General features: G+C 62.8%; 16 protein-coding genes and 1 other RNA gene. 1 reads left to right on the top strand and 16 read right to left on the bottom strand.

What is annotated here, in order from left to right; all coding sequences use genetic code 11:
• Window positions 1-41 precede the first annotated feature (41 nt).
• Window positions 42-1,139 (top strand): metallophosphoesterase, encoded by a 1,098-nt coding sequence (locus tag ACCD05_RS23635; RefSeq protein ID WP_413395743.1) that lies wholly within the window; start codon window positions 42-44, stop codon window positions 1,137-1,139.
• Between the two features lie 45 nt (window positions 1,140-1,184).
• Here ACCD05_RS23635 and murB read toward each other — a convergent pair whose 3' ends face one another.
• The 16 genes from murB to ACCD05_RS23555 all read right to left on the bottom strand — a co-directional run bounded on the left by murB (window position 1,185) and on the right by ACCD05_RS23555 (window position 19,451).
• The gene (gene murB, locus ACCD05_RS23630) at window positions 1,185-2,159 is read right to left on the bottom strand and encodes a UDP-N-acetylmuramate dehydrogenase (RefSeq protein ID WP_113010349.1); all 975 of its coding nucleotides are present in this window, start codon (window positions 2,157-2,159) and stop codon (window positions 1,185-1,187) included.
• The gene (murC, locus tag ACCD05_RS23625) at window positions 2,156-3,571 is read right to left on the bottom strand and encodes a UDP-N-acetylmuramate--L-alanine ligase (protein WP_413395741.1); all 1,416 of its coding nucleotides are present in this window, start codon (window positions 3,569-3,571) and stop codon (window positions 2,156-2,158) included. The genes murB and murC overlap by 4 nt, the downstream gene beginning before the upstream one ends.
• The gene (gene murG, locus ACCD05_RS23620) at window positions 3,568-4,698 is read right to left on the bottom strand and encodes an undecaprenyldiphospho-muramoylpentapeptide beta-N-acetylglucosaminyltransferase (RefSeq protein WP_413395739.1); all 1,131 of its coding nucleotides are present in this window, start codon (window positions 4,696-4,698) and stop codon (window positions 3,568-3,570) included. The genes murC and murG overlap by 4 nt, the downstream gene beginning before the upstream one ends.
• A 6-nt stretch (window positions 4,699-4,704) precedes the next feature.
• On the bottom strand, window positions 4,705-5,859 hold the full coding sequence (gene ftsW / locus ACCD05_RS23615; RefSeq protein ID WP_026282825.1) for a putative lipid II flippase FtsW: 1,155 nt from the start codon (window positions 5,857-5,859) through the stop codon (window positions 4,705-4,707).
• A gap of 1 nt (window position 5,860) precedes the next feature.
• A complete protein-coding gene (gene murD, locus ACCD05_RS23610) occupies window positions 5,861-7,273 on the bottom strand; it encodes a UDP-N-acetylmuramoyl-L-alanine--D-glutamate ligase (protein WP_413395736.1) in 1,413 nt (470 codons plus the stop codon).
• A 7-nt stretch (window positions 7,274-7,280) separates the two neighbouring features.
• Window positions 7,281-8,381 (bottom strand): phospho-N-acetylmuramoyl-pentapeptide-transferase, encoded by a 1,101-nt coding sequence (gene mraY, locus ACCD05_RS23605; RefSeq protein ID WP_047505803.1) that lies wholly within the window; start codon window positions 8,379-8,381, stop codon window positions 7,281-7,283.
• A 22-nt stretch (window positions 8,382-8,403) separates the two neighbouring features.
• On the bottom strand, window positions 8,404-9,837 hold the full coding sequence (locus ACCD05_RS23600) for a UDP-N-acetylmuramoylalanyl-D-glutamyl-2,6-diaminopimelate--D-alanyl-D-alanine ligase (RefSeq protein ID WP_047505805.1): 1,434 nt from the start codon (window positions 9,835-9,837) through the stop codon (window positions 8,404-8,406).
• Window positions 9,834-11,294, bottom strand: coding sequence for a UDP-N-acetylmuramoyl-L-alanyl-D-glutamate--2,6-diaminopimelate ligase (locus tag ACCD05_RS23595; RefSeq protein WP_413395734.1), 1,461 nt, complete (start codon window positions 11,292-11,294; stop codon window positions 9,834-9,836). Before ACCD05_RS23595 ends, ACCD05_RS23600 begins: the two co-directional genes overlap by 4 nt.
• 67 nt (window positions 11,295-11,361) lie before the next feature.
• Window positions 11,362-13,113, bottom strand: coding sequence for a peptidoglycan D,D-transpeptidase FtsI family protein (locus tag ACCD05_RS23590; protein ID WP_047505809.1), 1,752 nt, complete (start codon window positions 13,111-13,113; stop codon window positions 11,362-11,364).
• A 2-nt stretch (window positions 13,114-13,115) separates the two neighbouring features.
• Window positions 13,116-13,514, bottom strand: a complete 399-nt coding sequence (locus ACCD05_RS23585; RefSeq protein ID WP_018897561.1) for a hypothetical protein — start codon at window positions 13,512-13,514, stop codon at window positions 13,116-13,118.
• A 1-nt stretch (window position 13,515) separates the two neighbouring features.
• Window positions 13,516-14,541, bottom strand: a complete 1,026-nt coding sequence (gene rsmH, locus ACCD05_RS23580) for a 16S rRNA (cytosine(1402)-N(4))-methyltransferase RsmH (protein WP_413395731.1) — start codon at window positions 14,539-14,541, stop codon at window positions 13,516-13,518.
• Window positions 14,542-14,555: 14 nt separating this feature from the next.
• Window positions 14,556-14,996: a division/cell wall cluster transcriptional repressor MraZ gene (gene mraZ / locus ACCD05_RS23575; protein ID WP_413395729.1), complete on the bottom strand. Its 441-nt coding sequence runs from the start codon at window positions 14,994-14,996 to the stop codon at window positions 14,556-14,558.
• 823 nt (window positions 14,997-15,819) lie between these two features.
• Window positions 15,820-16,215: RNase P RNA component class A (gene rnpB / locus ACCD05_RS23570), an RNA gene on the bottom strand.
• A gap of 49 nt (window positions 16,216-16,264) precedes the next feature.
• A complete protein-coding gene (locus ACCD05_RS23565; protein WP_413395727.1) occupies window positions 16,265-17,461 on the bottom strand; it encodes an FAD-dependent oxidoreductase in 1,197 nt (398 codons plus the stop codon).
• A 12-nt stretch (window positions 17,462-17,473) separates the two neighbouring features.
• Entirely contained in the window at window positions 17,474-18,661 is a 1,188-nt protein-coding gene (locus tag ACCD05_RS23560) for an FAD-dependent oxidoreductase (protein WP_413395725.1), read from the bottom strand.
• A 118-nt stretch (window positions 18,662-18,779) separates the two neighbouring features.
• Window positions 18,780-19,451 (bottom strand): lytic transglycosylase domain-containing protein, encoded by a 672-nt coding sequence (locus tag ACCD05_RS23555; RefSeq protein WP_413395723.1) that lies wholly within the window; start codon window positions 19,449-19,451, stop codon window positions 18,780-18,782.
• Window positions 19,452-19,648 lie beyond the last annotated feature (197 nt).

Genomic DNA, 19,648 nt, shown 5'->3' with positions numbered 1-19,648 from the left:
TGCCACTATTTTCGATGCGATCAATGGCCGGGGAGAGACGAATGCTGACACGACGATCGCTGCTGACGCATGGCCTGGGCGCCAGCCTGTCGCTATCTCTCCCGCCCCTCGCCCGCGCTGCCGACGTCCCCGATACCGACGTCACCTTCCTCGTCATCAACGACATCCACGCCTGCCGTATCGGCGACGGTCTCAGCCCGAATTGCGAGGCCGAGGGCAAGACCGACGCCAACCTGCTGCGCCACATCAGGGCGCTGAACAACATCCACCACCAGACATGGCCGGAAACGATATCAGGCAAGCCCACGGGCTTTGCTCTCGCTGGCCAGCGGATCGCCAAGCCGCAAGGCGTTATCGTCTGCGGCGACGTCACCGATGACGGCGGCGGCCAGATGGCGGAATTCGCGGAGGGGTCGCAACTCCTGCAGTTCTCGCATCGCTATCAGCAGGGACCGGGCGCCGACCACATCCACTTCCCCGTCTATGTCGGTCTCGGCAACCACGATCTCGACCAGGACGGCCATCCCCCGCAGGTGGACTGGTACCGCGACGAATTGCGTGATTACGTGCAGCTGAACCACAAGCCGAGCGTCTTCTTCAAGCCGGTCGTGCCCGTCGACAACTACGACGAGGCCTCCGACAATTACTCCTGGAACTGGGGCGGACTGCACCTCATCCAGGCGCAGCGCTATGGCGGCGACAATACCAAGGGCACCGCCAACAGCCTCGACTGGATGAAGCGCGATCTCGCAGCCTACGCCGCCGACGGTCGCCCGGTCGTGATCTTCCAGCACTATGGATGGGACAAGTTCTCGCTCGAACGCTGGGATCCGGAAAAGAGCACCTTCACCGTTGAGGGCAGCGGCGCGCCGCACTGGTGGGGTGAATCAGAACGTCAGCAATTGCTTGCAACCCTTGAAGGATACAACGTAATCGGCATTTTCCACGGCCACGAGCACGATACGCGCATGGCCTACCAGGCCGGCGGCATCGATGTCTTCAAGGCGCGCGCCGCCTTCATGGGCGGCTTCAGCCTCGTGCGTATCAAGGGGAATGTGATGGATGTGGCGATCGGCGACGCCAGCGACGATGTCGGCGGGGTGACCTTCACCACCGCCTTCACCAAACGTTTCGGCTAAGGCAGATCGCGGTGCCGCAGCTTGCGGCACCGACAGGCATGGAGCCTACTCGCTCGTCACGCCCTGGAATGGACGCACTTCGCGGCCCGGCATGAACAGGCCCAGGCGCTTGATTTCCCATTCCAGCTTGATGCCGGAATGTTCGAACACCTCGCGGCGAACCTGCTCGCCGAGATATTCGAGGTCGTAGCCGGTCGCCTGGCCGTTGTTGATCATGAAGTTGCAATGCAGCGACGACATCTGCGCGCCGCCGATGACGAGCCCGCGGCATCCCGCTTCGTCGATCAGCTTCCACGCGGAGTGGCCTTCGGGGTTCTTGAAGGTCGAGCCGCCGGTCTTCTCGCGGATCGGCTGCACCGTCTCGCGATGGCTGCGCACGGCATCCATGTCGGCGCGGATCTTGGCGCGGTCCTCGGCATAGCCCTCGAACAGCACCGAGGTGAAGATCAGGTCGCTGGCGGCCGACGAATGGCGATATTCATAGCCCATGTCGGCGTTCGACAGGACGTGCTTGTTGCCCTTGCGGTCGATCGCGGTGACCTCGACGACGCGATCACGCGTCTCGCCGCCATTGGCGCCTGCGTTCATGCGCGCCGCGCCGCCGATGCTGCCGGGAATGCCATAGTAGAAGTGGAAACCGCCGATGCCGTTATCCATCGCCATGGCCGCGACATGCTTGTCCGGGCAGATGGCACCGGCGCGCACGCGGTTTTCGCCCGCGAGTTCAACCGAGCCGAAGCCCTTGGCCGAAAGACGCAGGACCACGCCGGGAATGCCGCCATCGCGAACCAGAATGTTCGAACCGACGCCGACAACGGTCATCGGCACGTCCTCGGGCAGGATCTTGAGGAATGCGATCAGATCTTCTTCGTCGTGCGGCTGGAACATCAGTTCCGCGAGGCCACCGGCATGGAACCAGGTGACGCGGTCCATCGGCGCATCCGGCGTAATCCTCCCGCGGATGTCCTTTACACCGTCGCCCAGCGACGCAAGAAGCTTTTGCCCATTCACCTGTTTCATGCGGATCTACCCGAAAGGCCTTCCAGTTGCTTGGGCAGTGCTGCCGCCCAATAAGTGATACTCCCAGCCCCCAACAGAACCACGAAATCGCCTGGCTTTGCAATCTCTGCGACCATTTCAGGCAACAACTCGGGAGAGGCGAGGAAGCGCGCATCGCGATGCCCGCCCGATTTGATCAGCGAAACAAGCGCTTCGGCATTGGCGCCTTCGATCGGCTCTTCGCCGGCGGCATAGACCGGCGCCAGGAAAATGCTGTCCGCGTCGTTGAAGCAGGCAGCGAATTCCGCAAACAGGCTCGAAAGGCGCGAATAGCGGTGCGGCTGGTGCACGGCGATGACGCGGCCCTTGCACGCCTCGCGCGCCGCCTTCAGCACCGCCTTGATCTCGACCGGATGGTGACCGTAATCGTCGAAGATCTGCACGCCGTTCCATTCGCCGGTCAGCGTGAAGCGACGCTTGACGCCGCCGAAGGAGGCAAGCCCCTTGGCGATATCCTCGCTCGACATGCCCAGGCGATTGGCAACCGCGATTGCGGCGGTGGCATTCGAAACATTGTGGCGGCCGGGCATCGGCAGGACGAGATTGTCGAGCTTGATGACCTGGCCGGTGCGGCGGCGACGGATCTCGACGTCGAACGTCGAGCGCGCGCCGTCGATGCGCACGTTCATGAAGCGCACGTCGGCCTGCGGGTTCTCGCCATAGGTCACGACCTTGCGGTCCTCGATGCGGCCGACCAGCGCCTGCACTTCGGGATGATCGAGGCACATGACGCCGAAGCCGTAGAACGGCACGTTCTCGACGAACTGGCGGAACGCGGCGCGCACGGCGTCGAAATTGCCGTAATGGTCGAGATGCTCGGGGTCGATGTTTGTGACGACGGCGACGTCGGCCGGAAGCTTGAGGAAGGTGCCGTCCGATTCGTCGGCCTCGACCACCATCCACTCGCCCTCACCCATGCGGGCATTGGTGCCGTAGGCGTTGATGATACCGCCGTTGATGACGGTCGGATCAAGCCCGCCGGCTTCGAGCAGCGTCGCGACCATCGACGTGGTCGTCGTCTTGCCGTGCGTGCCGCCGATGGCGATCGCATTGCGGAAGCGCATCAGCTCGGCCAGCATTTCGGCGCGACGCACGACGGGCAGCAGCTTTTCGCGCGCGGCGATGAGCTCGGGATTATCCTTCTTGATCGCGGTCGAAACGACGACGACCTCGGCATCGCCAAGGTTCTCGGCCTTGTGGCCGACGAAAACCTCGATGCCCTTGTCGCGCAGGCGCTGGACGTTGGCGCTATCGGCCTGGTCGGATCCCTGGACGCGATGGCCGAGATTGTGCAGCACCTCGGCGATCCCGCTCATGCCGATACCGCCGATGCCGATGAAATGGACGAGGCCGATGGCCTTCGGCATTTTCATGCGCTTTTCCCCTTGAACTCTGCAATTGTACGTCCCGCCGCAATAGCCTCTACCATGTCGGCAAGCAAGTTCGCGGCGTCAGGTTTACCCGCCTGCTTGGCGGCGGCGGCCATACGCGCCAGCTTTTCCGGGTCGTTCATCGTATGCGTCAGGATCGAGGCGATCTTCTCGGACGAGAGCTCGGCCTGCACGATCACCTTGGCGCCGCCGGTAGCGGCCAGCGACGCTGCATTGGCCGCCTGGTCGTGGTCGAGCGCATGCGGATAAGGCACCAGGATCGCCGGACGGCCGATCACCGAGATCTCGGAAACCGTCGAGGCACCGGAGCGGCAGATGACGAGATGCGCCTTGGCCAGCCGTTCGGCCATATCGGTGAAGAAGGGCGCGATGTCGGACGCGGCGCCCATCTGAAGCTTGGCGACGCAATCGCCGACCATGTCCATGTCCTCGGGACGGACCTGCTGGGTGATCCGGAGCCGCGCGCGCAGATCGTCGTCGAGCAGGCTGATTGCCGTCGGCATCGCCTTGGAAAAATACTGCGCGCCCTGACTGCCGCCGAAGACGACGAGATTGAACGGCTCGCCGGCATGCGACGGCGTGTAGGGCGTCTTCGCCGCCTCGATGACGGCGGGACGCACTGGATTGCCCGTCGTCACCGTCTTCTCGGGGAAGGCGCCGCCATTCTCGGGCAGGAAACCGCCGGCGATCGCCTTGACGCGATTGGCGAGCGCCTTGTTGGCGCGGCCCATCACGGCGTTCTGCTCGTGGATCATCGTCGGCACGCCAAGACGCGTCGCGGCGAGCAGCGGCGGCACCGTCGGATAGCCGCCGAAGCCGACGACCACGACAGGCTTCAACCGCCCGATCAGCCTCTTCGCCGCCCGCATGCCGCTCCACAGCGTCCACAGTGAACGCGCGACGGCAACCGGGTTCTTCGAGGCGATCGTGGCTGACGGCACGACATGGATCTCGTCGGCCGGGAATTTGCCGGCATAACGCTCCGCCCGGCTGTCCGTCACCAGATGCACGGAATAGCCGCGTTCCTTCAGCTTGTAGGCCAGGGCCTCCGCCGGAAACACGTGGCCGCCGGTTCCCCCGGCGGCAAGCAGAACGATGCCTTTGCTCATATGGTCTTACTCCGCCGGAATGCCGTGCGCGACGCGAAACAGGCTCCGCTCCTGCGCACGCTTTTCCGGTCTGTGGCGCGTCAGCGCGAGAATGAACCCGGCCGTGACGCAGATGGCGACCATCGACGAACCGCCGTAGGAAATCAGCGGCAGGGTCATGCCCTTCGCCGGCAGCAGCTCGAGATTGACGCCCACGTTGATGATGGATTGTATGCCGATCTGCAGCACGAGGCCAGCGACGGCGAAACGGTTGAAATCGTTGCGCTCCTTGTAGGCATGCGACAGACCGCGCAGCACGAGCGCCGAAAACAGCAAGACCAGAGCGATGCAGAAGATGATGCCGAACTCCTCGGCGGCTACCGAGAAGATGAAGTCGGTATGCGCGTCGGGGATGATGCGCTTGACGATGCCCTCGCCCGGACCCTGGCCGAACCAGTCGCCACGGATGATCGCTTCGCGCGCCGTATCGATCTGGAACGTATCGCCCTCGCCGGTCATGAACTTGTCGATACGCAGTGCCACGTGCGGGAAGACGTAATAGGCGCTGACGAGACCGCCGACGCCACCGGCGCCGAGCACGATGATCCACAGCCACGGCATGCCGGCCATGAAGAACATGCCGCCCCAGACAGCGGTGGTAAGGATGGTCTGGCCAAGGTCGGGCTGTGCCACGAGAAGCGCCGCGACCATGCCGAAGAGGATGATGGCGAAGAGATTGCCCGGGATTTCCGGCTGGCGCGCATGCTCGGCAAACAGCCAGGCGCAGACGACCACGAAGGCCGGCTTCATGAATTCAGACGGCTGGATCGAGATACCGGCGAGCGTCACCCAACGGCGGGAACCCTTGACCTCGACACCAAAGAACAGCGCGAGCAGCATCATGGCGATCGCGACGATCAGGAGAAGGATTGCCGTGCGGCGCACCTGCCGCGGCGTCAGGAACGACAGGCCGATCATCACCGCCAGCGACGGGATCATGAAGGCCGCGTGACGCTTGACGAAGTGGAACGGTTCAAGCCCGATGCGCTCGGCCACCGCCGGCGATGCGGCAAACGACAGCATGAAGCCGATGCCCATCAGGAAGATGAACATCGCCAGGAAGAACCGGTCGATGGTCCAGAACCAATCGGCCAATGCCCCGCGTTCCGCACGACTTACCATGTCACTTCTCTCCTGTTGCCGAACCGATCAGCATGGTGATTCCGTCGAGCGCTGCCACATGGCTTACGAATGCATCGCCCCTGACTTCGAAGTTCTTATATTGGTCGAAGCTTGCGCAAGCCGGTGCTAACATGACCGCCAATGGCCCGCTTTCGTCCTTGCCCGCATCCTCGGCCGCATGCGCGACCGCCTGGTCCAGCGTTCCCGAGATCTCATAAGGCACCGCCTCGCCGAGCGTGGCCGCGAATTCCGCGGCCGCCTCGCCGATCAGATAGGCCTTGGCGATGCGCGGGAAGAACGGCGCGAGCGTCGTGATCCCGCCAGCCTTCGGCAGGCCGCCGGCGATCCAGTAGATGCGGTCGTAGCTCGACAGCGCCGGCGCGGCCGCATCGGCATTGGTCGCCTTGGAATCATTGACGAACACCACATTGCCGCGCCGGCCGACCGGCTGCATGCGGTGCTTGAGGCCCGGGAAGGACGCAAGACCCGCGCGGACATCCTCGACCGAGACGCCGACTGCAAGGCAAGCGGCGACGGCTGCCGCCGCGTTCTGCGCGTTGTGGCTGCCGCGAAGCGTCGGGATACCGTCGAGGTCGGCGATCGGCAGTGCGGCACCCGCCTGCGCCTGGATGAGCTTCGTGCCCTCGGCATAGATGCCTTCGGCGAGCGCGTGGCGGCGGGAGATGCGCGTGACCTTGCCGCCTGCCCGCTCGATGCGGTCGGCGATCATTTCGCAATGGCTGTCGTCGACGCCGACGATGGCGACGTCGCTGCCGGCAACCAGCCGTTCCTTGACGTCGGCATAGTGCTGCATCGTGCCGTGACGATCGAGATGGTCGGGCGTGAGGTTGAGCAGGATGCCGGCCGACGGGTTGAGCGTCGGCGCGAGATCGATCTGGTAGGAGGAGCACTCGACGACATAGAACCGTCCAGATTTCGGCGGCTCCAGCGTCAGCACGGCGGTGCCGATATTACCGCCGAGCTGCGTGTCGCGGCCGCTCGACTTCAGGATATGGGCGATCAGCGCCGTGGTGGTCGACTTGCCGTTGGTGCCGGTGATGGCGATGAACGGCGCATCGGGCGCATGCGCCCGGCGCTCGCGCACGAAGAGCTCGACATCGCCGACGATATCGACGCCGGCGGCACGCGCCAGATCGACCGTCCAGTGCGGCTTCGGATGCGTCAAGGGAACGCCCGGCGACAGCACGAACAGCGACTGCGCGTTCCAGTCGATGGTTCTCAGATCGGCGGTGTGGATCCCCTCGGCCGCGGCCTTGGTCACGCTGTCGGGATTGTCGTCCCACGCCGTCACCTCCGCGCCCCCAAGGATCAGGGCGCGCGCCGTGGCGAAGCCGGAACCGCCGAGCCCGAAGAGCGCGACCTTTTTTCCAGAAAGCGTGGTGACCGGGATCATGATCGTCTTACCGCAGCTTCAGCGTCGAGAGGCCGAGCATGGCAAGGCCGACGGCGATGATCCAGAAGCGGATCACGACCTGGCTTTCCGTCCAGCCCTTCTTCTCGAAATGGTGGTGGATCGGCGCCATCAGGAAAACGCGGCGACCGGTCATCTTGAAGAAGCCGACCTGGATGATGACAGATAGCGTTTCCATGACGAACAGGCCGCCGATGATCGCCATGACGATCTCGTGCTTGGTGGCGACGGCAACCGTGCCGATCGTGCCGCCGAGCGCCAGCGAACCGGTGTCGCCCATGAAGATGGCGGCGGGCGGCGCGTTGAACCACAGGAAGCCGAGGCCGGCGCCGATGACGGCACCGAGAACGACCGACAGCTCGCCCGTGCCGGGCACGAAGTTGATCTGCAGATAGTTCGCGAAGACGGCGTTACCGGCGAGATACGCAATGACGCCGAAGGAGGCGGCCGCGATCATGACGGGCACGATGGCGAGACCGTCAAGACCATCGGTGAGGTTCACGGCATTGCCGGCGCCGACAATGACGAAGCCGCCGAAGACCACGAACATGATGCCGAGGTTGATCAGGAAATCCTTGAAGAACGGAAACGCGATCGACGAACCGAAGGTGGAACCCGCGGGGCCCGAGGCCAGCGACGCCCGCATCATGAAATAGACGGCGATGCCGGCGATGACGAATTCGATGCCGAGACGCGCCTTGCCGGAGAAGCCCTTGTGGCTCTGCTTGCTGACCTTGAGATAGTCGTCATAAAAGCCGATCGCGCCGAAGCCGAGCGTGACGAGCAGCGTCGCCACGACGTAGACGTTCGAGAGATCCGCCCACAGAAGCGACGAACCAACGATGCCGGCGAGAATCATCAGGCCGCCCATGGTCGGCGTACCGGCCTTCTTGAAGTGCGTCTGCGGTCCGTCGGCGCGGATCGGCTGACCCTTGCCCTGGCGGATGCGCAGCGAGTTGATGATCATCGGCCCGAACAGGAAAACGATCAGCGCGGAGGTGAAGAGAGAGGCGCCCGTGCGGAACGTAATGTATCTGAACAGGTTCAGAAATTTCAGGTGTTCCGACAGTTCGACTAGCCAAATCAGCATTCAGGGCCCCTTGTTTACCCGCTCAAAATTCGCGTTGCGTGTCGGCAAATGGCGGGAACTTGTCAAGGAGCGCGGCAATAATCTTGCCGAAACCGATGCCCAATGACGATTTTACCATCAGCACGTCGCCTACCGCGACAGAGTTCAATACGTGGTCGATGAGTTCGTCGGTCTGCGCGCGATGCACGACCGAAACGCTCTCGGGAAGTGATTCCTTCAGCGCCAGCATCTCGTGGCCGGCGAGCCAGACATGTTCGATGCCGGCGGCAAGCAGCGGCCCGGCGAGGTCGGTGTGGACCTTCTGCGAATAGTCGCCCATCTCGAGCATGTCGCCGAGCACGGCGATCCGCCGTCCCGATCCCGTCGGCATGGAGCTCGCCAGCAGCGCGATTGCCGCGCGCATCGATGTCGGATTGGCGTTGTAGCTTTCGTCGATGACGGTGAAGCTGCCATGGCCGATCGAGAGCTTGTGGCGTCGCCCCCTGCCCTTTTCGGCCTGCAGCGTAGCAAGTGCCGCGATCGCCGACTGCATGTCGGCGCCGACGATCCTGGCAACGCCGAGGGCTGCCAGCGCGTTCTCGGCGATGTGCCTGCCGGGCGCGCCGATTGCGACTTCATGCGTCTCGCCGTCGATGGTGATCCACAAGGTCGAGCTCTGGTCGCCGCCGTTGAACTCCGCCATGCGGAAATCGGCCTTGGCGTGCTGCCCGAAGGAATGGATATGCTGAATGCCGCAGGCCTGCGCCGTGCGGTCGAGGAAATTGAACTGGTCGTTGTCGCGGTTGAGCACGGCATGGCCGCCGGGCACGACGCCCTCGAAGATCTCGGCCTTGGCGGTCGCGATTTCCTTGATGCTCTTGAAATTGCCGAGATGCGCCGGCGCGATCGTGGTGATGACAGCGACATGCGGCTCGATCATCTTCACCAGCGGGCGGATTTCGTCCGGGTGGTTCATGCCGACTTCGAAGACGCCGAAATAGGTGTCGAGCGGCATGCGCGCCAAGGTCAGCGGCACGCCCCAGTGATTGTTGAAGGATGCGACCGACGCATGCACCTTGCCCGATGGCGCCAGAACCCGGCGCAGCATCTCCTTGGTGGTCGTCTTGCCGACGGAGCCGGTGACGGCGATGATCTGCGCACGAGAACGAGCCCGCGCCGCAAGCCCGAGCTTGCCGAGCGCAACAAGCACGTCCTCGACGACGATCATCGGCACGGTCAGGCGCCCCATCGCCGGCAGGCGCGCCTCGCTGACCACGAGCAAAGCCGCGCCATTGGCCATCGCCATCGACGCATAGTCGTGACCGTCGACCCGATCGCCCTTGATCGCGAAGAAGGCCTCACCCGGCTGGATCGAGCGGCTGTCGATCGCGATCCCGGTAATCCCTTCCGGCAAGGTGCCGAACGGGCGCCCGGCCATGGCCGTGATCATGTCCTGCGTTGTCCAAAGCCAATTCACGATTTCAGCTCCTCCAAAGCCTTGCGCAATTCGGCGTGATCCGAAAACGGCAGCGTGACACCACCGATCGTCTGCCCCTCTTCATGCCCCTTGCCGGCAACGATCAGCGTGTCGCCGGAGTTCAGCATGCCGACCGCCTCGCGGATCGCCTGGGCGCGATCGGGGATCTCGGTGGCGCAAGGGGCCGCGGCCATGATCTCGGCACGGATCGATGCGGGCTCTTCCGAGCGCGGATTGTCGTCGGTGACGACCACGACATCGGCGAGCCGGCAGGCGATCTCGCCCATGATTGGCCGCTTGCCGCGGTCGCGGTCTCCACCGCAGCCGAAGACGACGATGACGCGGCCGGTCGTGAACGGACGTACGGATTCAAGCACATTCGACAGCGCATCCGGCTTATGGGCGTAATCGACATAAGCGAGCGCGCCATCCTTGCTGTGGCCGACGAGCTCAAGACGACCCGAAGCGCCCTGCAGCTTCTCAAGAGCGGCCATCGCGACCTTGGCCGGAACGCCCGTGGACATGGCAAGGCCGGCGGCAACAAGCGTATTGGCGACCTGGAAATCGCCGGCAAGCGGAATGTCGACCTCGAAGATCTGCCCCTCGGCGTGGATTTCGGCGACCTGCTTGTGGCGGAAATGCTCGACGCGCTTCAGCGTCAGATATTCGCCCTTGCGGCCGACGGTGCGCACCACATGCCCGGCATCGATCGCCGCCTTGATCGCCTGCTCCGACCATGCGTCGTCGGCAAAGATCACGGCGGGGTTACCCTTTGGCAGCAGCGTATCGAAGAGCCGCATCTTGGCGGCCATGTAGTCCTCGATCGTCGGATGATAATCCATGTGATCGCGGCCGAGATTGGTGAAGGCGGCAGCGGCAAGCTTCACGCCATCGAGGCGCGACTGGTCGAGACCATGGCTGGACGCCTCCATCGAGGCATGCGTCACGCCTTCATCGGTCAGCTCAGCCAGCAGCGCATGCAGCGACACCGGGTCGGGCGTCGTCAGCGAGCCGTAATCGTTGCGGGTCGGCGAAACGACGCCTGTTGTGCCGATCATCGCGGCCGGGTGGCCGGCAAAGGCCCAGATCTGGCGGGTGAAGGAGGCGACCGACGTCTTGCCGGCGGTTCCTGTGACCGCGACCATGGTCTCCGGCTGCTTGCCGTAGAAATTGGCGGCTGCGAGCGACAGGAAGCGGCGCGGTTCGCTGACGACGAGAACGGGAATGGAGGCTTCGGTCGGATGCGAGGCGATCGCGACCGCGGCACCGCGCGCGGCAGCGTCGGCGATGAAGCCCGCGCCGTCAGCCTTGGTGCCGGCGACGGCGACGAAGGCCATGCCGGGCGCGATCTTGCGGCTGTCGGCGGAAAGGCCGGAAATCTCCAGCGCGCCCACCGGGCCGTTCAGTTCTTCCTTCAATTCCGGAAACGCATTTCCGGCGATGTCCCTCAGTTTCATCGAACGCACACTTTTCTCTCGAGCCGTCGAGCCCCCATGGCGAATCGGCTGCGACATTCATCCAGACTCAATAAGACACCAACATGGCCGATCCGTCGTCACCGAACTTCGGTTCCACACCGAGGATTGGCGCCGCACGGGAGATGATGTTCTTGACCATGGGTGCGGCGGTATAAGCCGCGATGTTCTGGCCCTTTTCGCCATTGTGCGGCTCGTCGCAGAAGGTCAGCACGACATACTGCGGGTTCTCGATCGGAAATGCCGCCAGGAAGGCGTTGAAATTGAGGTTGGTAGCGTAGCGGCCGTTGACGACCTTGTCGGCCGTGCCGGTCTTGCCGCCGACGTTGAAGCCGGGCACATCGGCGTTGCGGCCGGAGCCCTTCACGCCGTTGACCTTGAAGAGATAGCGCACGTCGTCGCTGGTGCTCTTCTTGACGACCACTTCGGCCACTTCGTCGGCCTGGTCGCGATTGCGCGGCAGGAAGGTCGGCTCGATCAGCTTGCCGCCATTGACGAGTGCGGCACCGGCCACAGCCGTCTGCAGCGGCGTCGTCGAGACACCGTGGCCGAAGGAGATGGTCACCGAGTTGATCTTCTTCCAGACTTTCGGCTGGCTCGGCATCTTCACCTCGGGCAGCTCGGTCTTCATCTTGGTGAGAAGACCCAGCTTCGTCAGATAGTCCTTCTGCGCATCGATGCCGACGATGTCGATGATACGGGCCGTGCCGACGTTGGAGGAATACTGGAAGACTTCAGGCAGCGTCAGCCAGCGGCGCTGGCCATGGAAGTCGTGGATGGTGAAGCCGCCGATGTGCAAGGGCTGCGTCGCGTCGAAGCTGGAGTTGAGGTTGACCTTGCCAGTGTCGAGCGCCATGGCGAGCGAGAAGGTCTTGAAGGTCGAGCCCATTTCGAACGTGCCGTTCGACATGCGGTTCAGCCAGCCTTCCTTGGCGCCTTCGAGCGGATTGTTCGGATCGAAATCCGGCGCCGATGCCATGGCGAGCACTTCGCCCGTGTGGATGTCGAGGACGACGGCGCCCGCACCCTTGGCTTCGTAGTTCTTCACCGCGTTGACGACGATATCGCGCACGATGTTCTGGACGCGGATATCGATCGACAGCTTCACCGGCTCCAGCGGCTGATCGCTGGTCATGCCGACCATGGCGAGATCGGCCAGCCCCTGGTCGTCGATATATTTCTCCATGCCGGCAACGCCGCGATTGTCGATGTTGACGTAGCCGAGGATATGCGCGGCAGTCGCGCCACCGGGATAGAAGCGGCGCTTCTCCGGGCGGAAGCCGATGCCGGGAATGCCGAGCGCCAGAATCTGGCTCTGCTGCTTCGGCGACAGCTGGCGGCGCAGCCAGGCAAAGTGCGAGTTGCGGTTGGCGAGCTTCTTGTAGGTGCCCTTCATGTCGAGATCGGGCAGCACGGTCGTCAGCTTCTCGACGGCCTCGTCGGCATCGACGATCTTGTTCGGCTCGGCAAACAGCGAGACGGTGCGAATGTCGGTCGCCAGCACTTCGCCGTTGCGGTCGAGAATATCCGGGCGCGACGCCAGCAGGCGGTCGGGCGGCAGGATGCTGGATACGACGTCGGGATCACGCACGGCGTATTCGACGAGACGCCCGCCGATGACGCAGTAGACGCAGACGAAAGCGAAGGCCAGGAGGCCGACGCGGCTCTTGGCCTGGCCGCTGCGCTTCTTGCGCGAGCCCTGGATCGATACGCTGCCTGATGGACCGCCGAACCGGCTGTAGACGCCGGAGGAAAAGTGGGCCTGGCTCTTGGCAACCATGATGCGTGAAAGAAAGGACATCTCTACTCCACAGATCCGGTTGTCATTTCGTCTTCTTCCTCGACAGGCTTCGCCACGACCTTCGGCTTCGGCTTGCCGGTCTTGGCGTCGGCAATCTCCGGCACCGGCACCTGCGCCTTCAGCATCGGCAGCTCCTTGGCATGCACCAGCGAGGTCGAGACGGTCGGCTGCAGCTGCAGCTCGCTATTGTAGTTGTTGACCAGCCGCTCCAGCCGGTTCGGCTGCGATTGCAGCGCCCAGTCGGCCTTCAGGAGATCGATCGTGTCCTTCTCGAGCTTGATCTCCGCTTCGAGGCGGTGAACCTCCTCGAGCTTGAGTTCGGCCCGATGCTTGATCGTGTAGGTCACGGCGGCCGCGGCCGTCATGACGCCAACAAGAACGAGGTCGAAGGTTCTCAGCATATCAGGCTCCGAGCTTTCCGAGGCTTGCGAGGTTGGGCAGTCCGAAGATCGACATGTCGGCGGCTTCAGCCGGCGCGGTGGTTCTGAGGCCCGCACGCAGCTTGGCGGAACGCGCGCGCGGATTGATCTCGGCTTCCGCGTCGCTTGCCGACACCATCGGCTTGCCGATCCGGTCGAAGGTCGCGGCGCGCTCGTGAGCGATCGGCATATGGCGCGAGCCGGATGCCTTGCCGGCGCGATCGGAGAAGAAGGTCTTGACGATGCGGTCTTCCAGCGAGTGGAAGGTGACGACCACGAGACGGCCGCCCGGCTTCAACGCCTGCTCGGCCGCAAACAGCGCCTGCGCCAGTTCGCCGAGCTCGTCGTTGACGAAGATGCGCAGCGCCTGGAACACCCGCGTCGCCGGATGGATCTTGTCCTTCATCTTGCGCGGCGTGACGATCTCGATCAGACCCGCCAGATCGCGCGTCGTCTCGAACGGCTTTTCGGCGCGGCGCTTCTCGATCGCATGCGCGATGCGTGGCGACTGGCTCTCTTCGCCGAGGAAATGGAAGATGCGGATGAGTTCGGCCACCTTGGCGCGATTGACGACGTCGGCGGCGGAAACGCCGGATGCCGACATGCGCATGTCGAGCGGCCCGTTCTTCTGGAAGGAGAAGCCGCGATCGGCCTCGTCGATCTGCATCGACGACACGCCGATATCGAGCACGACGCCATCGAGGCCACCGGCCGGCGCGTGATCGGCCAGCCGCGAGAACTGCGAGTGAATGAGCTTCAGGCGGCCGCCATGTGCGTCGACCAGCGCCTGCCCGCCCGCGATCGCCGTCGGATCGCGATCGAGCGCGATGACATCGGCACCACCAGACAGAATGGCCGACGTATAGCCGCCCGCGCCGAACGTGCCATCGAGAATGACCTTGCCGGCAGCAGGCTCCAGCGCCGTCAGCACCTCGTTGAGAAGAACCGGAATGTGGCGAACCGGTCCGCCACCGGCATCAGTTGAACCTTCGCCAGGATTCGCCGCCATTCCGTTCCCTCGTGTTACGAGGAACGCTTGCCCGCCAGCCTGCGCTCCTCTCGTGCTCGTTGCTGCACAGCCTGACATTCCTTCGGCTGCCACAGCTGAAAATGATCCGCCCGACCAACGAAGGTCACTTCGTCCGAGATACCGGTGAAGTCGCGAATGAAATCCGTGACCATCAACCGCCCCTCGGCGTCGAGCTTCATGAAGACCCCGCCCCCATGAATGAGAAGCGACATCTCGTTCGCTTCCGGCGAAAACGGATCCTCCGCAGCGATCTGCCGCTCGAACCTTTCGAGAAGGTCCGAACCGCCGACGCTGATCGCCGGAAACACAAAATCCTGGAAGCAGTACAAATCCTGGATGTTGCTCTGCGCCATCACCGATCGAAACGCCGCGGGCACGGAGACCCTGCCCTTGGAATCGATCCTGTTGGTCGCATGTGAAAGGAAGCGGCCCATGACACGAAACATCCGTTCCCGAAAGAGCCCGGACAGCGATTAGGCGCCCCGAACCCCATTTCTCAGACACAGCTTCGCCAGCCGGATGAACGACATTCCATCCAGCGTCTCCGGTGAGGAGTACGCCTTTACTTTGCGATTGGTGGACACTTGATTGCCCTTGCGCAGTGCAGGAATGGGATAACATGGGACCATATGGGCGTCAATGGGAAACGCCCGTCTCACGATGAGCGCAGTATCGAAAATTTATAAGCTGTTAAGTTTAACAAAGGGTTATGAACACCCGAATTCTCAGGCTCCGAAGCGCCCCAAAGCGGCACCGCAGCTTGCGGCGAAAAACATCCCCGGTTGCGGAAAATGAATTCAAACACGCCGCGCAGGTGAAAATCGCAAAACTCAACTTTAAATGCGCATCTGGCCGTGAATACCTCGAGCCACCTCCCCGTTCACTCGCATGTGTTCAACCGACGTGTTATGCCTACTATGTCGTTAACGGAAAATAATGTATTTTAGATATCATGCATACACAAAGACAAAAACATATCCATTTGCAGAACAAACTAAGAAAGCACGGAGAAAATCCATGGCGAGTTTTAGCTTCAAGGGAATGTTGGCTGGAATGAAGTCGCCGAATACTCAGCCTCCACTGAAGAAAGTCGGCATGACTTCTGAAATTCAGTGTGTAAACTGTGGAAAACTACTCAAGCGATGGTCGGCACTTTCGCTGAGCAGCACCGTTTGCGAGGAGTGCCTTCGCCAGCCGCCAACGTCTCACTGAGCCCTAAAGGGCCAGTGAAATCGTATGGACGTCGATGAAAAGACAATCGCCAGTTGGCCTGTAAGCCGGGTTCTGTATGGCTCCGGCCGAAACCGGAACGTGGCAGCCATTCCTCTGGGACAACGTTTGCACGTTGCCTCTCGCAACCCACCCGGATGACTGGCCTGGAAACCAGCCGGACGGCTTGCGCCGTCCGCGTCATCCCTATTCGGTCTTGCTCCCGGTGGGGTTTACCTTGCCATCGCCGTTGCCGGAGACGCGGTGGGCTCTTACCCCACCCTTTCACCCTTACCTGCCGAAGCAGGCGGTTTGCTTTCTGTGGCACTTTCCCTGAGGTCGCCCTCGCCGGACGTTATCCGGCACCGTGTTTCCGTGGAGCCCGGACTTTCCTCACCCTACCGTCTTTCGACATTGGTAAAGCGCGGCTGCCCGGCCAACTGGCCCGGCTCCCTTAACCGAGACTGGGAGCGAATGCCAACAAAATATCGCGTCAGGCTTCGCGGAAATACGGTTTGAAATCCGTCGCGTAGCCCTGTCCGTTGATTCCACCTTCGAGCAACAGCAACGCACCGAGCCGGCCGATCTCGTCCGAACTCTTGGCAGCCGTGCCGCAACCGCCCGTGAGAACGCCGATCCGCGGCGACGCGGTATAGCCGATCATCGGATGCCCGCTCGGCGTAACCGAGACGACGCAGGAGCCGCTTGAGGTGGAGACCGGCCGCAGCTCCGGCACAGCCTGTTCGATCAGCCGCGTCAGATGCGACTGGACGCTCTCGCGCCCATCGGTCTTGAACCAGTCCCGCAGCTCCGGCTCGCGCTCCAGCCTGACATCATCGGGATCGCCGCCGATCTTCATGTAGAATTTGCCGTCGGGATAGCGGATCGGCGGCAGCATGTAGAAATCGTCGAGACCATCGACGTCATGCGAGATCAGCGACGGCATGCCGGCAAACCGCGCGGCGGCCGCCTCGTCGACCTCGTAGAAAGCGATGGTGCGCGCATAAACCTTCAGATCAACAGGCTGCGGCAAGAGATTCTCCGCAATGGAAAAACCGCCGGCAGCGAGCAGCACCTTCTCGGCCCGATATGTCCTCCCATCAGCCGTCTCGACGGCGACCAGAACGCCCTCGTCGCGTATCGACACCGCGACCTCGCGGATGACCGAAGCCCCGGCCTTCTCGGCGGCGATCGACTGCGCCCTGACGAGATTGCGCGGGCTGATATAGCCGGCCCCCGTCGCCTCGTGCACACCCTCGGTACCGGCGGCAAAGGCGAAGAACGGAAACCGCTCCTTCAGGCCGGCATCGTCAAGCAGCGACGTCTCGACCCCAAGCGATCGGGCAGCAGACGATGTCCGCTCGACATAGGTATCAGCCCCGCCGCGCTTGGGACCAACAACGAGGCAGCCGGCTGGCGTATAGAAGGAAACGCCGCTCTCCCGCTCGATCTCCGCGTAGCGGCCGATCGAGCGATTGGCGAGCAAGGCCCAGTCGCGGTCGGGATCGATGGTCCGGGTGATGCGCCCCTCGTCGTAATGGCTGGCGAAGACGCCGTCATGCCGCTTGCGATCCTGAGGTTCGTCCGGGCCGATGACGGCAACGCCATCGGTCGACTTCGCCAGATGCCGGGTGGCGGCAGCACCCATCATGCCGCGACCGACGATGATATATTTGAAATCCACGCTCATGACCGTCCCGATCTATCGAAAAGAAGGCGTCAGCTGTTGGCCGAAATCGGCCTCGCCAAGCTCGCCTTCCGCAAGCAGCACCGCCCCCAGCCGCCCAAGCTCGTCGGACGACTTCGCGGCAACGAAATTGCCACCGGTCAGCACCGCGATTCGTGGCGAGGAGGTAAAACCGGCATAGGGATAGGCGGTCGGCGTGAAGGTCGCGACGCAGGGCGCCGATGTCACCGGGCAACCGGCGAGATCAGGCATCAGCTCCAGCGCAGTTGCCACCAGCAGATCGCGCTCGGCGGGGTCGCCATCCGAGCGGAACCAGGCCCCGGCATCCTGGAGCGTGTCGAAGCTGCGCGTCTCGGTATCGCCGCCAAGCTTCAAATAGGTCTTGCCGTCGGGATAACGCACCGGCGGGAGAATATAGACATGGTCCTCGTCGCGGTCGCCGAAGACGATGCTCGACGGCATGCCGCCGAAGATCGCCTTTTCGCGCTCGCCGAGTTCGTAGAACACCACTGTGCGCGCCGCCACGCGGGTATCCACGGGCGCAGGAAGAAGCTGATTGAAATTGCTGAAACCGCCGGCCGCGACAAGCACGCGCTCGGCCGTATAGGTCCGGTCGCCGACGCTCACCTCGACATGGGAGCCGGTATCCCGGACGCTGGTTACCGTCGCATCGATGATGGTGACGCCGCCCACTTCCGCAAGCGCAGTCTGCGCGCGCACCAGGGCGCGCGGATTGACATGGCCGGCGCGGCGCTTCTCGTAATAGCCGCTGAAGCTCTCCTTCAGCGTGAACTCCGGAAAGCGCTGGCGCAAGGTGGCCGCATCCAGCACCTCATACTCGACGCCGAGCCCGTCGGAGACCTCGATCGCGCGTCCGAGATAGCCCTGCCCCGGTTGCGGCACCGGCCCGGCGAACAGGCATCCGGCTTCGGTGAAGAAGGAGATGCCGCTCTTCGCCTCGATCTCGGCGTAACGGTCGAGCGAACGGGCGGCGAGCGTCGCCCAGACGATATTGTCGTCGAAGGTGCGGGTAATGCGCGCCTCGTCATAGTGGCTCGCGAACACACCGTGGTGGCTTTTGCGCTCGACAGGCTCGCTCGGGCCGATCAGCGCCACCCCTTCGATCATCGCGCTGAGATGGCGGGCCGCAGCCGCGCCCATCATTCCGCGCCCGATTATGATCGCCTTGAAATCACATGCCATGTCTCACCTCGTTTCAAGGGGAGATAGCACGATCTGCAAGTTGAATCATATTGTTAAGTCATGCCCTCAGGTGATTCAGCCACAAGCGCTTTCGCCCGTGGCTATCCCACGCTGGCGATCAGTTGATCATCGCCAGCACCTTGCCGCAGTAGGCCTTGGAAACCGGGTTCATGCGGGTCGCCGCGTGGCCGGCATTGTACTTGAGGATGGTATCGCAGGTCTCACCGCCACCAAGCGTGTGCGCGGCCGCCAGATACTTCATGCCGTACTTGATGTTGGTATCCGGATCGAAGAGACCCTTGCTGGAACCCGAATAACCCATCATGCGAGCCGTCGCCGGCTTGATCTGCATGAGGCCGATTTCGCCGGCGCTGCCGCGAGCATTCGGATTGTAGTTGCTTTCGACACGAACCACGGCATGCGCGAGTTCGACCGGAACGTTGTACTCTCTCGCGTACTTGACGATGATCGCCGCATACTTGCTGCCGGGCATGTCGGGCATCGCGAAACCGGACGTACGGTCTACGGTATTCAGCGCCACGGTCTTCTGGGCCCCGTTCTTCCGAGAATTATCGGTCTTGGCGACCTTCTGTACCCGCTGGGTCTTGTGAACTTTCGGAGCCTTCTTCGAGGCCACTTCGGCCGTCTTGGCCTTATCTGTCTTTTGCGTCTTGAGTGTCTGCGTCGTCTCTGTCGCTTGCGCTCTATTGCCCCATTCGCCTGCGTTTGCGCAATTGAATCCCATCAGCAGTGTGCTGGCGCACACCACAGCAGAAAAAATCTTTCTCATGTAGTCCAGATACTCCAAGCAAAAGAAAAGCTGCGTATAAATGAAATCCGAACGCAGCATAAATTCGCATCAATACTCAAAGTATCAGCGATATTTCTTTTCTGTTTCAATTGACGACGGTCGACAACACACAACAAAACAACCGGCGCCGTTTAGCGACTGCGGTTAGACCATCGCATTGAGGAGATAATAGGGAA

The organism is Rhizobium sp. Rhizsp42, from assembly GCF_047304155.1.
In the GTDB taxonomy this organism is placed as follows: domain Bacteria; phylum Pseudomonadota; class Alphaproteobacteria; order Rhizobiales; family Rhizobiaceae; genus Rhizobium.
The sequence above is the reverse complement of the archived record's forward strand: the minus strand, read 5'-3'. Positions and strand labels throughout refer to the sequence as shown.

Coding starts and splice junctions, on each gene's coding strand:
- ACCD05_RS23635 (WP_413395743.1), top strand. CDS start 42: ATGCTGACACGACGATCGCTGCTGACGCATGGCCTGGGCGCCAGCCTG.
- murB (WP_113010349.1), bottom strand. CDS start 2,159: ATGAAACAGGTGAATGGGCAAAAGCTTCTTGCGTCGCTGGGCGACGGT.
- murC (WP_413395741.1), bottom strand. CDS start 3,571: ATGAAAATGCCGAAGGCCATCGGCCTCGTCCATTTCATCGGCATCGGC.
- murG (WP_413395739.1), bottom strand. CDS start 4,698: ATGAGCAAAGGCATCGTTCTGCTTGCCGCCGGGGGAACCGGCGGCCAC.
- ftsW (WP_026282825.1), bottom strand. CDS start 5,859: ATGGTAAGTCGTGCGGAACGCGGGGCATTGGCCGATTGGTTCTGGACC.
- murD (WP_413395736.1), bottom strand. CDS start 7,273: ATGATCCCGGTCACCACGCTTTCTGGAAAAAAGGTCGCGCTCTTCGGG.
- mraY (WP_047505803.1), bottom strand. CDS start 8,381: ATGCTGATTTGGCTAGTCGAACTGTCGGAACACCTGAAATTTCTGAAC.
- ACCD05_RS23595 (WP_413395734.1), bottom strand. CDS start 11,294: ATGAAACTGAGGGACATCGCCGGAAATGCGTTTCCGGAATTGAAGGAA.
- ACCD05_RS23590 (WP_047505809.1), bottom strand. CDS start 13,113: ATGTCCTTTCTTTCACGCATCATGGTTGCCAAGAGCCAGGCCCACTTT.
- ACCD05_RS23585 (WP_018897561.1), bottom strand. CDS start 13,514: ATGCTGAGAACCTTCGACCTCGTTCTTGTTGGCGTCATGACGGCCGCG.
- rsmH (WP_413395731.1), bottom strand. CDS start 14,541: ATGGCGGCGAATCCTGGCGAAGGTTCAACTGATGCCGGTGGCGGACCG.
- mraZ (WP_413395729.1), bottom strand. CDS start 14,996: ATGGGCCGCTTCCTTTCACATGCGACCAACAGGATCGATTCCAAGGGC.
- ACCD05_RS23565 (WP_413395727.1), bottom strand. CDS start 17,461: ATGAGCGTGGATTTCAAATATATCATCGTCGGTCGCGGCATGATGGGT.
- ACCD05_RS23560 (WP_413395725.1), bottom strand. CDS start 18,661: ATGGCATGTGATTTCAAGGCGATCATAATCGGGCGCGGAATGATGGGC.
- ACCD05_RS23555 (WP_413395723.1), bottom strand. CDS start 19,451: ATGAGAAAGATTTTTTCTGCTGTGGTGTGCGCCAGCACACTGCTGATG.